The organism is Klebsiella sp. CN_Kp066 (assembly GCF_040065135.1).
Taxonomy (GTDB): domain Bacteria; phylum Pseudomonadota; class Gammaproteobacteria; order Enterobacterales; family Enterobacteriaceae; genus Klebsiella; species Klebsiella oxytoca.
In genome coordinates this window covers 20185-33026 of record NZ_JBEAIU010000030.1, presented here as the reverse complement: position 1 = coordinate 33026, position 12842 = coordinate 20185, and the positions used below count along the sequence as shown (strand labels likewise).

Sequence of the window (12842 nt, the reverse complement as noted above, 5' to 3'; positions counted from 1 at the left end):
TCATTTAAATAGGCGCTTAATCCCTTAGCGGATGCTGGGCGCATTCCTCAGGCTGAATCGAATCATAGAGGTCAATAAAAAAACATTCTTCAGCAAGCAGCCTGGATGTACAAATGTACACAACCTTGCTACTGTTGTCTGCATCTCTCCACTCTCGGGCATTTACGGATGACAGCGCAAACCTCCCGCAGAGCCCTTCAGCTAAGGCTGTGGGCGCTCTTCATGTTCTTTTTTATCCCTGGATTACTCATGGCCTCATGGGCGACCCGCACGCCGGCGATTCGCGATCTGCTCGCGCTCTCGACGGCGGAAATGGGGATTGTATTATTTGGACTATCAATAGGTTCGATGAGCGGTATCCTCTGCTCAGCGTGGCTGGTCAATCGATTCGGCACCCGAAAAGTGATTCGTACCACCATGTCCTGCGCGGTGGTCGGCATGCTGGTCCTCAGCGCCGCGCTATGGTTTACCTCGGCGGTGCTGTTTGCTGTTGGCTTAGCCATCTTCGGCGCCAGCTTTGGCTCAGCGGAAGTGGCGATTAACGTTGAAGGCGCCGCCGTTGAACGCGAAATGAATAAAACCGTGCTGCCGATGATGCATGGTTTCTACAGCTTCGGCACGCTCGTCGGCGCCGGAATAGGCATGGCGGTCACCGGCTTCGGCCTGCCCGCCGCGCCGCACATTCTGCTGGCGGCGCTGGTGGCTGTCGCCCCCATCGCTATCGCCATTCGCGCAATTCCGGAAGGTACCGGCAAGAATGCAGCGGAAGCGGCGCGCCATGAAGGCAAAGGCCTGCCGATATGGCGAGATGCTCAGTTGCTGCTGATTGGCGTCATCGTCCTGGCCATGGCCTTTGCCGAGGGTTCCGCCAACGACTGGCTGCCGCTTCTGATGGTGGACGGCCACGGCTTCAGTCCGGCTTCCGGGTCGCTGATTTACGCGGGCTTCACCCTCGGTATGACCCTCGGCCGTTTTACCGGCGGTTGGTTTATTGACCGCTACAGCCGGGTGACGGTGGTTCGCGCCAGCGCGGTCATGGGCGCGCTGGGCATTGGCCTGATTATTTTTGTCGATAACCCGTGGGTCGCCGGCCTCTCCGTACTATTATGGGGCCTCGGCGCATCGCTCGGCTTCCCGCTGACCATTTCCGCCGCCAGCGACACTGGCCCGGATGCGCCGAAGCGCGTCAGCGTGGTGGCGATTACCGGCTACCTCGCCTTCCTCGTCGGACCGCCGCTGCTGGGCTTCCTCGGCGAGCACTTCGGCCTGCGTAGCGCCATGATGGTAGTGCTGGCATTGGTGCTGGTCGCGGCCATCGTCGCCCGGGCGGTTGCGAAGCCACACTCTGAACCCGTGATGGAGAACAGTTAATGAGCATCAAATTGATTGCGGTAGACATGGATGGCACCTTTCTGAGCGATGCCAAAACCTATAACCGTCAGCGCTTCCTCGCCCAGTATCAGCGGATGCGCGAGCAGGGCATCCGCTTCGTCGTCGCCAGCGGCAACCAGTATTACCAGCTTATCTCCTTCTTCCCGGAGGTAGCGCACGAGATCGCCTTTGTCGCCGAAAACGGCGGCTGGGTGGTCAGCGCCGGAGAAGATGTATTTAACTGCCGGATACCGCAGGAACATTTCAATACCGTCATCGATCATCTCCAGACGCTGACCAACATTGAAATCATCGCCTGCGGTAAGCGCAGCGCTTATACCCTCAACCAGTATAATGATGAGCTGAAAGCGGTCGCGGCAAAGTACTATCATCGCCTCGAACTGGTCGACGACTTTAATCATATTGCTGATGATGCGATTCTGAAATTTGGCCTCAACGTCCCGGACCAGCTGATCCCTGAGATACAGCCGAAGCTGCACGCCGCGCTTGGCGATATGGTAACCGCAGTCGCTACCGGCTACGGCAGCATTGACCTGATTATTCCTGGGGTACACAAGGCTAACGGCCTGCGCATCCTGCAGGAGCGCTGGGGGATCGAGAATCATGAAGTGGTCGCCTTTGGCGATAGCGGCAACGATATTGAAATGCTGCAGCATGCCGGATTCGGTTACGCGATGGCCAACGCCGCCGCGCCGGTGAAGGCCGTTGCTGGCTATCGTGCGCCGCACAATAACGAAGAAGGCGTACTCTATATCATTGATAAAGTGCTTAATCGCGAAGCGCCGTTCGTCTGAGACAGCGCCTGCTGCGGCGCGTAACGTCGCAGCAGGTCATTGGAGAGTTACTGCGGTTCGAGGGAGCTGCCTACGCGTTTGTCCTTCAGGAAGTAGACCGTCATCGCCAGCCAGAGCACCCCGCTAAGCAAATTCAGCAAACTGAAGAGTCCGCTGCCGCCAGACTCATAGGCGTGCTTGCTCACTTCAATACCCACGGTAAAGATCAGCATTTGCAGCATCCCCATCGCCGCCGATACCGTCCCCTTGCTCATTTCGCTGGCAAACAGCGTCAGGCGCACCAGCCCGGCGTTAGCAAGCCCAATGCCGAAGGCGTAAACGCTCAGCCCGGCGGTCATCCACAAATAAGCGTGCGTCGAGGCGACCGTAGCGACGGCGGAGATCAGCAGGCCAAGCATAATTGGCCAGCCGCCGAGGATAATCAACGAACGCACCGTTTTGCGGGAAGTCTGGCGCGCCAGCACCAGGTTACCGGCGATCAACGCGCCAAAGATTGGCACCTGCAGCAAGCCATATTCGTAGCTGGTCGCCTGCTCGCCGCTAATAATAATCACCGGCGACTGGGCTATCCACGCCAGCAGCGGCAGGCTGACAAAACCGGTGGCCAGCGCGCCGGCGACAAAGCGCAGGTTTTTCAGCACTTCACGATAATCACGCCCCAGCTCTTTGACCGATAGTTTCTCGCCCATGCGGGTGGCGGTTTCCGGCATCGCCCGCAGTAGCCCGAAGAAGGCGATAGCAGCCAGTACGGCAAACAGGACAAACATCATCTCCCACGGCAGGATATGTACCCAGGCCGCGCCCACCAGCGGCCCAAGCAGCGGCGCAATCAGCGCGACGTTGGCCATTAAGGCGGTAATCTTGATGCATACCGCCTCTTCAAAAGACTCCTGTATCGCCGCATAGCCAACCGCGCCAATAAAGCACAGGCTGATACCCTGCAAAAAGCGCAGCAGCGTGAACTGCTCAATAGTTTGCGCCAGCAGCGTCGCCAGGCAGGTCACGATAAACCACACCACCCCGGTCAGCATGACCGGACGGCGGCCGATGCGGTCCGAAAGCGGGCCCAGCAGCCACTGTAAAAACATACCGCCGGCGAGATAGGCGGTCATGGAGGTCGGAACCCATTCATTGCCAACGCCAAACTCTTCCACGACCGAGAGCATGCCCGGCTGGATCATATCATTGCCGATATAGGTGGCGAATTCGTATAACACCAGGCACAGCGGAAAGAGCAGCGCCTGACGTCCGAGGCGTTTGCCTGAAAGTGAAGAATTGTGCATGAAATCTCTTATTTAAATAAAACCGCGCAAAGTTTAATGAAAGTCGTGCCGGGGAGATAGCGAATTGTGAGCGATGACGAAAAATATCGCCATTCTGCAACCTCTTCGCCACCAGCGAATAAAAAATCCCGCTGTATGTATTTCGTTTATGTTTCAATTAGATTACACACTATATACTCCTTTATTCAGTCTGTTAACGAAGATACATGCAAGATTTCACTCATAACAAACTGATAATTAAGAAAATACTGCTTTACCTTAGCGCCACCGTTTCTTAGGGTGGGCGGCTTGTTGATAACGGATTAAAGAGCCCGGACGTATGCTGGAAAATATTAACTACTCGCTGTTTGCATTACTCAATGCCACTCCCTCGTCCCCGTGGTGGGCGATAGAGATCGCGACGTTTATCGCCAAAGACCTGATTATTATTGTGCCATTATTAGTATTAGCCTTATGGCTTTGGGGTCCAAACCAGCGTCAGCTAGTATTTAAGGTGATGATGGCATTAGCCATTAGTCTTACGCTGTCATGGATATTCGGCGCGCTTTTTCCGCACGAACGGCCGTTCGCCGCCGGTATGGGTTATAACTTCCTGCACCACTCGCCCAACAACTCCTTCCCGAGCAATCACGGCACCATCTGCTTTACCTTTGCGCTGGCCTTTATGTTCTGGCACCGCCTGTGGTCGGGAGTACTGCTTTTCGCCGTTGCCTGCGCAATTGCCTGGTCCAGGGTCTATCTCGGCGTTCACTGGCCGATGGATATGCTGGGCGGACTTCTCACCGCGATGAGCGCCTGTCTAAGCGCCCAGCTTTTGTGGCAAAGCGGCGGAAAGACCCTTTATCAGCATCTGCAGCGGCTGTACCGCCTGTTCTTTTCGCTACCGATTCGCAAAGGCTGGGTGCGCGAATAACCTGTTTCTCAGCCGCCGGTAAATTGCGGCAGAGCCCAACGCCTGCGCGTGACTAACCCTCTTTCGGCAGGTAAAATCGCCGCTGACGCCCTGTCGATGCAGGGCGCTTTAGCCTAGAGGGAATATGGAAACTCGTCGTGACGAACGCATCAGCCAGCTTATTCAGGCACTCAAGCGCAGTGATAAACTGCATCTAAAAGAAGCGGCCACCCTGCTTGGGGTGTCAGAGATGACTATTCGTCGCGACCTCAACGGCCACAGCGGCCCGGTCGTTTTGCTGGGCGGCTATATCGTTCTGGAGCCGCGCAGCGCGACGCACTATCTGCTAAGCGACCAGAAAACGCGCCTTGTTGATGAAAAACGCCGCGCCGCCCGCCATGCGGCAAAGCTGCTTGAGGCCCATCAGATGGCCTTTTTCGACTGCGGGACCACCACGCCGTGGATTATCGATGCCATCGACAACGCCCTGCCGTTTACCGGGGTCTGCTATTCGCTCAACACCTTCCTTTCCTTGCAGGAAAAGCCACAGTGCCGCGCGATTTTGTGCGGCGGTGAGTTCCACGCCAGCAACGCCATTTTTAAACCGCTGAGCCTGCAGGATACGCTAAGCCATCTTTGCCCTGATATCGCGTTTTATTCCGCCGCGGGCGTCGATTGCGAGCAGGGAGCGACCTGCTTTAACCTCGAGGAGCTGCCGGTTAAACACTGGGCGATGAAAAGCGCGCGCTACCACGTGCTGGTCGTCGATCACAGTAAATTTGGCAAAGTTCGGCCGGCGCGGATGGGCGATTTATCGCAGTTTGACGTGATTGCCAGCGACGTGTGTCCGGATGACGAGCTGCTTACGCTGGCGAAAGAAAAACAGATTTCACTCCTTTACTAAAACCGCGCCCCGCAGGGCGCGGCCTGCATTTTACGAGAACCAGCCGCCGAACCAGCCGTGCAGTTTCATCAGCACGAAATCGATCATCCGGCTAAAGAACCCGCCTTCATTGACCGCTTCCATAACAATCAGCGGCCGCTGTTCAATGGTTTTATCATTCAGTTTAAAGTCGATGGTGCCGACAACCTGACCTTTAGTCAGCGGTGCGGTCAGTTGCGTATCATTCAAAGTGTAGCTGGCCTTCAGGTTTTTCAACTGGCCTTTCGGCAGCGTGATGGAACCGGCATCGCCCGCGCCAAGCTTCGCTTCACTGCTATCGCCAAACCAGACGCGCTGGGTAATGAAGGTGGCATCAGGTTTAATCGGCGTCACGGTTTCATAAAAGCGGAAGCCCCAGGTCAGCAATTTTTCAGATTCGTTAAATCGGATACGGTCAGTTTTGGTGCCGAGTACGACGGCAATCAGGCGCATGTCGTTTTGCGTCGCGGAAGAGACCAGATTGTAGCCCGCACCGGCGGTGGTTCCGGTTTTCACGCCGTCAGCGTTAAGGTTCGTGCTCCACAGCAGGCGGTTACGGTTCGGCTGACGGATTTTGTTGAAAGTGAACTCTTTCTCTTTGTGGATCGCATACTCTTCCGGCACATCATGGATCATCGCTTTGGTCAGCAGCGCCATATCGCGGGCAGTACTGAACTGACCCGGCGCATCAAGCCCGTGCACGGTCTTAAAGGTGGTATTGGTGAGGCCCATCTTCTGCGCATAGCCGTTCATCAGGCTGACAAACGCATCCTGGCTGCCCGCCACGTAGTCGGCAATCGCGATGCTGGCGTCGTTGCCGGACTGAATGATAACGCCCTTGTTAAGATCTTCCACCGACACCTGCATTCCAGGCTTGAGGAACATCACCGAGGAGCCGCGCAGCGCCGGGTTACCGGTGGCCCACGCATCGCGCCCGATGGTCACCATATCCGTAGACTTAATCTTACCCGCCTTTAGCGCCTGGCCGACAACGTAGCTGGTCATGATCTTGGTCAGGCTTGCCGGATCGAGTTTTTCATCGGCATTGCCTTCGCTGAGTACTTTGCCGCTGGCATAGTCCATCAGGATCCAGGCGCGCGCGTCAATGGATGGCGCATCGGGGAGTTGTTCCGCAGCCTGCACCGCAGGCGCGACGAGAAATAAAAGCGCGCAGCCTGCCGCGAGGCCGCGAAGGGAAAAAGCATCATGCGTCATAAGAGCCACCCAAGTATCCTTTCCAAACAAAAATATGCCGCCACACTCGTTCCGCGCCGCAGCAGCCGGTGAGTAAAGCGTACAAATGACCTTAAAGAAACAGCGAGTTGGTAAAGTTTTTAAAGTTTACGCAATAACCTCGCGCGGCGCTGCAAACAGCGCAATTTTTTTGATCGCGGTTGCCTAAATATTAACTTTATTCCAACATGAATGCTCACTACGCCGCAATGGCGGCGAAATAAAAAGCAGGAGCGGATATGATTACGCTGTGGGGCAGAAATAACTCAACCAATGTGAAGAAAGTGCGCTGGGTGCTGGAAGAACTCGACCTCCCGTATCAGCAAATTCTGGCAGGCCTGGAGTTCGGTCTGAATCACGATCCGGCCTATCTGGCCATGAACCCCAACGGTCTGGTACCGCTATTGAAAGATGCAACGACCGATGTCGTGCTCTGGGAATCAAACACCATTATCCGCTATCTGGCCGCGCAGTATGGTCAGAATCGCCTGTGGGTGGAGTCGCCAGCCGAGCGCGCCCAGGGAGAAAAATGGATGGACTGGGCCAACGGTTCGCTCTCGCCTGCCCATCGACCCGTTTTAATGGGCCTGGTCAGGACGCCGGTTGAAAAACGCGATCCTGCCGCCATTGAAGCCGGTATTGCCGCCTGCGAGACGCTGTTCGCTATTCTGGACGACGAGCTGTCGCGCCATCAGTGGCTGTCGGGCGATGCCTTCGGCCTCGGCGATATCGCCGTCGCGCCGTTCGTCTACAACCTGCTGGAAACGGTAAAAACCTGGCAGCCGCGCCCGCATCTGCAGCGCTGGTACCAGCAGATCGGCGAACGTCAGGCCTGGCGCAACGTGGTGATGATCCCGGTCACCTGATTTTAACCCGCCGGACTCACCTTCAGCAGCTCACCGTTGGATTCGTCGGTTAACACATACAAATAACCATCGGGTCCAACGCGTACGTCGCGAATGCGTCTACCGCGATCGGTCAGAATGCGCTCCTGCTCCGTGACTTTATTGCCATCAACCTTGAGCACAATGAGCGATTCATCCTTCAGCGCGCCGATAAACAGCCTGTGTTGCCACTGCGGAAAAACCTGCGCGTTGTAAAACGCCATACCGCTCACCGCCGGCGACTTCTCCCAGACAAATAGCGGCGCTTCGGTGCCTTCCGCCTTTTTGCCTTTAGCTTCCGGGATCGGCAGACCGCTGTAGTTAATGCCGTGCGTCGCCAGCGGCCAGCCGTAGTTTTTACCTTTTTGCACGATGTTGATCTCATCCCCGCCGCGCGGCCCGTGCTCATGTAACCACAGCGTATCGCTCCACGGGTTTATCGCCAATCCCTGAGGATTACGAATTCCGTAAGACCAGATTTCAGGCCTGACGCCAGACTGGCCGACAAAAGGATTATCGGCCGGGACCTCGCCATCAGCCGTTAGCCGCACCACTTTTCCCTGCAGCTTATCGAGATCCTGAGCGGTTGAACGCTGGTTATTCTCTCCGAGACCGATAAACAGATGACCGCGACCGTCGAACGCCAGCCGTCCGCCAAAATGATTGCCGGTAGAGAGCTTCGGCTGCTGGCGGAACACCACCTGGAAGTTTTCCAGACGCTGGAGATCCTCGCTCAATCGGCCATAGCCCACCGCGGTCCCGGCTTTATCCTCATCCCCGCCCTCGGCATAGCTCAGCCAGACCCGGCGCGACTGGGCAAAGTCCGGTGCCAGCGCCACGTCCAGCAAACCGCCCTGCCCGTTAGCCCAGACCTGCGGTACGCCCGGGATCGCCGACGAGAGGCCTTTGTCGCGCTGCCAGAGCTTGAGTTCGCCGCCGCGCAGGGTAATCAAAATACCGCGATCGTCCGGCAGGAAGGCCAGCGCCCACGGGTGTTCGAGCTGGTTCTGCAACACCTCCACGCGCTCCCGGGCGGCAAGGACGGCAGTGGGTAACAACAGCGCGGTAAGCGCTATCAGGGTGACGGTCTGGTGCATGGCATACTCCTTTTGTCAGCAATGCTGATAAGGGTAGCCAGCGTGGGGAAGCGGGAAGGGATTTTTACATAACATTAATCAGGGGGAGCAGGCTCCCCCTGTCTCAGGCGTGGGTAATGGGGGCAAAATCATTCAATTTATGAATGTTTAGCCGCAATACCGCCAGGCAGCTTTCCAGTTTATCTACGTTGACCGCAATGTAGGACGGGCAATCATGATGTCCGCTTAGCAGGCATACCGCCGCGGAAGCGACGGCTTCGCCCGCAAGGCGCAGGGCTTCCTTTTCCTCCGGCGCAACGGCGTGCTGTAGGCGCGGCGCGTATTCACGCATTTCATGGCACAGTTCAAACAAGTTATCACGTAGATGGTCGTTTTCGCTGACTGACATATAGCCTTTTGCTTTACGCAACTGTAAATAAGCATCAAGATCAATGGAGGCATTAATCAGCTTATTCATCAGGTTACGATACAGTCTGTCAACGTTCATCTCAGTTCCTCCTCTATCGTCCTTCACCATAATTATAATATGGTTATTTTTTGTACAAAACGCTGTGTGAGATCAATAATTCTCAGGTCATTAACATTATTTACAATGTTACAACTAAGATTATAATCCTCGCCTGCTCAACCAGCGCCCTTCAAGCAAAAATGTTATACGCTCTCAATCAAGATCAATTCTTTTTCATGTGATGAAAAATTATTTTTTTGCCGCAATGATCACAAATTAGCGCCATTCACATTGCCTGAAAATGTCGCCGGGTGTCATATCACCTCACAAATATGTAATACGTATAACAAAACAGGTCGCAGCAGGTTGCTCTATCTTGCTTGTAACCTTTGACGCTACCGCTTGAAGGAACAGAAATGATTAATCCCGGCAGAAGAAACTATATCTTGTTGAGTCTTTTCGACTTCCTCTACCTCTTCGCCTGGTCCTCGACCATGGCATTCTTTGTTATCTGGACGACCCAGCATCTCGGGATTAGCGCCACGAAAACCGGCCTGCTCTACTCGGTTAACGCCTTTATTGCCCTGCTGATGCAGCCCTTCTTTGGCTTTATTTCCGATAAATTCGGCCTGAAAAAACGACTCATCTGGTTTCTCGTCGCCATGCTGCTACCGGTGGGTCCGTTCTTTATTTATTTATATGCACCGCTGCTGGTGCACAGCTTCTGGCTGGGCGCGCTACTCGGCGGGGTATACCTGGGGATTATTTTTAACTCCGGCTGCGGGGTGATCGATTCGTATATCGATAAAATTTCGCGGCGCTACCAGTTCGAATATGGCCGCGTAAGGATGTGGGGATCGTTAGGCTGGGCCGCCGCGGCGTGGATCGTCGGTAAGTATATCGACAGCAATCCGAACCTTGCTTTCTGGCTGGCCAGCATCGCCATTGTGATTGCGGCGATCTGTTTTATGCTGACCAAAATCGAACTGAGCGAAGCGGAGATGCAGAAAACCAGCGCGCTGAAAGTTTCCCATGCCCTTGAGCTGGCGAAGAACGGGCAGTTCTGGATGCTGCTGGTCTTCACCCTTTTCGTCACGCAAATATACGATACCTACGATCAGCAGTTTGCCCAGTACTTTTCCCTGCAGTTCCCGACGCCCGAGGAGGGGAATCGCTGGTACGGCATTCTGGCCTCCATTCAGGTGTGCGGGGAGACGCTGTTTTTATGCCTGATGCCGTGGTTTGTAAACCGCACCGGCGCGAAGTGGGCGCTGATCATCGCCGGACTGATCATGTCGGTCCGTATCGTAGGCTCCGCGATCCCGCTGGGTCCGGTGTGGATCGGCGCAGTCAAAATGATGCATGCGCTGGAAAAACCGCTGATCCTGGTGTCGGTATTTAAATTCATTGCCGCCAACTTCGACAACAAGCTGTCATCGACGGTTTACCTGCTGGTGCTGTTTGTCGCCTCCATCGCCACCGCCGTTTACTCGCCGCTGGCGGGGTATTTGTATGACACTATCGGCTTCGCGCAGACGTATTATATTCTGGGCGGTGTTGCCGGGGTATTTACGTTAATTTCGGTATTTACGCTTCGCGATAATAGAGAACCGACCGCGCCGGGGTCTGCGCCAGGCGCTGGCGTTGCGCAAAGCCATTAATCATCAATTCGCCCGGAAGCGGCTTTCGGGCGAATCAACGAAAACTCCACTGCACGCTCACCACAAATATCGCCGGGATAATAATCCCGGTTTCTACGCCGAAATAAGGGGTAAAATTGTACTGCAGGCCATGATAAATATAGGGAGAGAAACCGACGCCGGTCAGTTTCTTCGCCGTTCGATAGGTACCTGAATCGCCGCAATCGCTAAAAGCTTTAAAGAAGAACTCCCCGGTGTAGGCATAGACGCCCTTAAACGTCCAGCCATTTGTCCCCGCATACCAGTCTCTCCTTGCCCCCAGAGAGAGGCAGCGATCGTCAAAACTATTTTTCATGGTCCCGACTAACAGGCTGTACTTCGAATCTGCCGACAGCTTGCGCTCAACGGAAAAAAATTGATTATTGAATTTTTCGTTATATTGGCCGTGATTGCCGGTCATATGATAGACAAATGAACCGGTATTCACTGAATATAACGCCAGCTCGTCGGCATAAACTGGCGCTGTGCCAATCATTACCAGCGCGCACGCTGAACCACCCAACTTTTTAAACATCGGAAACCTGATAAAAAATGAAAATCCAAAGCAGTGACTATTTTACTGTCTCTGGCTTAAACCTGATTTAAACCACCCTGCGCTGGCTCCGGCGGCAAAAGATGAATAACGGCGTTATTTTTCTCAACAATACGGATAATCAACGCCGTAAAAAGAGATGCTGCTGTCTGCGGGCTAACAAGAAAAGGAGTATAAACTTTCCGCCGATCTCTGTAGAATCCCTGCCCTGACCATCCCAATAATTGAACACTTTTTAAGCTATGAGCAATGTCACCCCTCAGCCGAAGATCGGCTTTGTCTCTCTGGGCTGCCCGAAAAATCTCGTGGACTCAGAACGTATCCTGACTGAACTGCGTACCGAAGGGTATGATGTGGTTCCCTCCTACGATAACGCTGATATGGTTATCGTTAACACCTGCGGCTTTATCGATAGCGCCGTGCAGGAGTCGCTGGAAGCGATTGGCGAAGCGTTGAAAGAAAACGGCAAAGTGATCGTCACCGGCTGCCTGGGCGCAAAAGAAGATCAGATCCGCGAAGTGCATCCGAAGGTGCTGGAAATTACCGGCCCGCACAGCTATGAACAGGTGCTGGAGCACGTCCACCACTACGCGCCGAAGCCAAAACATAATCCGTTCCTGAGCCTGGTGCCGGAACAGGGCGTGAAGCTGACGCCGCGTCATTACGCTTACTTAAAAATTTCTGAAGGCTGCAACCATCGCTGCACCTTCTGCATCATCCCGTCCATGCGCGGCGATCTCGTCAGCCGTCCGATTGGTGAAGTGCTGGCGGAAGCCAAACGCCTGGCCGACGCGGGGGTAAAAGAGCTGCTGGTGATTTCTCAGGACACCTCCGCCTACGGCGTCGATGTTAAACATCGCAGCGGCTTCCACAACGGTATGCCGGTTAAAACCAGCATGGTTAGCCTGTGCGAAGAACTGGCTAAGCTTGGCATCTGGGTGCGCCTGCACTACGTCTATCCCTATCCGCACGTTGATGATGTGATCCCGCTGATGGCGGAAGGCAAAATTCTGCCCTACCTCGATATCCCGCTGCAGCACGCCAGCCCGCGCATTCTCAAGATGATGAAGCGTCCCGGCTCCGCCGACCGTCAGCTGGCGCGTATCAAGCAGTGGCGCGAAGTCTGCCCGGAACTCACCCTGCGCTCGACCTTTATCGTCGGCTTCCCGGGCGAGACGGAAGAAGATTTCCAGATGCTGCTGGACTTCCTGAAGGAAGCCCGCCTCGACCGAGTCGGCTGCTTCAAGTACAGCCCGGTGGAAGGCGCGACCGCCAACGAACTGGCGGATCAGGTACCGGAAGACGTTAAAGAAGAGCGCTGGAACCGCTTTATGCAGCTTCAGCAGCAGATCTCCGCCGAGCGTCTGCAGGAGAAAGTTGGCCGCGAAATTATGGTGCTGATCGACGAAGTCGATGAAGAAGGAGCCATTGGCCGCAGCATGGCCGATGCGCCAGAAATCGACGGCGCGGTGTACCTCAACGGCGAAAGTAAAGTCAAACCGGGCGACGTTGTGCGGGTGAAAGTCGAACACGCCGACGAATACGATCTGTGGGGCAGCCGGGTTTAATTCCGCCCGCTGAACCTGTCCCGGATAGCGGCGCTCATGCGCCCTATCCGGGCGACAAAACCGCACAGGATTAACGTGCGGTGTGCTTTCCCGGACA

General features: G+C 55.1%; 12 protein-coding genes. 7 read left to right on the top strand and 5 right to left on the bottom strand.

What is annotated here, in order from left to right:
• Positions 1–168: 168 nt before the first annotated feature.
• Positions 169–1371 carry an MFS transporter gene (locus ABLV75_RS10375; RefSeq protein ID WP_032704632.1) on the top strand — a complete coding sequence of 401 codons (1203 nt, stop codon included), beginning with the start codon at positions 169–171 and terminating at the stop codon, positions 1369–1371.
• The gene (locus ABLV75_RS10370) at positions 1371–2186 is read left to right on the top strand and encodes a Cof-type HAD-IIB family hydrolase (RefSeq protein ID WP_004100558.1); all 816 of its coding nucleotides are present in this window, start codon (positions 1371–1373) and stop codon (positions 2184–2186) included. Before ABLV75_RS10375 ends, ABLV75_RS10370 begins: the two co-directional genes overlap by 1 nt.
• Before the next feature lie 47 nt (positions 2187–2233).
• Here the strand turns inward: ABLV75_RS10370 and ABLV75_RS10365 are convergent, their stop codons facing one another.
• Positions 2234–3469 carry an MFS transporter gene (locus tag ABLV75_RS10365; RefSeq protein ID WP_004100556.1) on the bottom strand — a complete coding sequence of 412 codons (1236 nt, stop codon included), beginning with the start codon at positions 3467–3469 and terminating at the stop codon, positions 2234–2236.
• A 319-nt stretch (positions 3470–3788) separates the two neighbouring features.
• On the opposite strand from ABLV75_RS10365, the gene ybjG reads away from it, so the two are divergent.
• The gene (gene ybjG, locus ABLV75_RS10360; RefSeq protein ID WP_004100554.1) at positions 3789–4382 is read left to right on the top strand and encodes an undecaprenyl-diphosphate phosphatase; all 594 of its coding nucleotides are present in this window, start codon (positions 3789–3791) and stop codon (positions 4380–4382) included.
• 124 nt (positions 4383–4506) lie between these two features.
• Positions 4507–5265 carry a DNA-binding transcriptional repressor DeoR gene (deoR, locus tag ABLV75_RS10355; RefSeq protein WP_004100552.1) on the top strand — a complete coding sequence of 253 codons (759 nt, stop codon included), beginning with the start codon at positions 4507–4509 and terminating at the stop codon, positions 5263–5265.
• A 30-nt stretch (positions 5266–5295) separates the two neighbouring features.
• Here the strand turns inward: deoR and dacC are convergent, their stop codons facing one another.
• The gene (dacC, locus tag ABLV75_RS10350) at positions 5296–6498 is read right to left on the bottom strand and encodes a serine-type D-Ala-D-Ala carboxypeptidase (protein ID WP_016808089.1); all 1203 of its coding nucleotides are present in this window, start codon (positions 6496–6498) and stop codon (positions 5296–5298) included.
• A 257-nt stretch (positions 6499–6755) separates the two neighbouring features.
• Between dacC and ABLV75_RS10345 the strand changes: the two genes are divergently transcribed.
• Complete coding sequence (locus tag ABLV75_RS10345; protein ID WP_004100548.1) at positions 6756–7382, top strand: glutathione S-transferase family protein; 627 nt, start codon at positions 6756–6758, stop codon at positions 7380–7382.
• 2 nt (positions 7383–7384) lie between these two features.
• On the opposite strand, the gene ABLV75_RS10340 is transcribed toward ABLV75_RS10345, so the two are convergent.
• On the bottom strand, positions 7385–8497 hold the full coding sequence (locus tag ABLV75_RS10340; protein ID WP_004100546.1) for a PQQ-dependent sugar dehydrogenase: 1113 nt from the start codon (positions 8495–8497) through the stop codon (positions 7385–7387).
• A 103-nt stretch (positions 8498–8600) separates the two neighbouring features.
• A complete protein-coding gene (gene bssR / locus ABLV75_RS10335; protein ID WP_004100544.1) occupies positions 8601–8984 on the bottom strand; it encodes a biofilm formation regulator BssR in 384 nt (127 codons plus the stop codon).
• Positions 8985–9364: 380 nt separating this feature from the next.
• Here bssR and ABLV75_RS10330 point away from each other — a divergent pair, with 380 nt between their 5' ends.
• Positions 9365–10606, top strand: coding sequence for an oligosaccharide MFS transporter (locus ABLV75_RS10330; protein WP_162098348.1), 1242 nt, complete (start codon positions 9365–9367; stop codon positions 10604–10606).
• Positions 10607–10640: 34 nt separating this feature from the next.
• Here ABLV75_RS10330 and ABLV75_RS10325 read toward each other — a convergent pair whose 3' ends face one another.
• Positions 10641–11120 (bottom strand): hypothetical protein, encoded by a 480-nt coding sequence (locus tag ABLV75_RS10325; protein ID WP_026055890.1) that lies wholly within the window; start codon positions 11118–11120, stop codon positions 10641–10643.
• A 299-nt stretch (positions 11121–11419) separates the two neighbouring features.
• Here ABLV75_RS10325 and rimO point away from each other — a divergent pair, with 299 nt between their 5' ends.
• Positions 11420–12745 (top strand): 30S ribosomal protein S12 methylthiotransferase RimO, encoded by a 1326-nt coding sequence (gene rimO, locus ABLV75_RS10320; RefSeq protein WP_004100537.1) that lies wholly within the window; start codon positions 11420–11422, stop codon positions 12743–12745.
• Positions 12746–12842 lie beyond the last annotated feature (97 nt).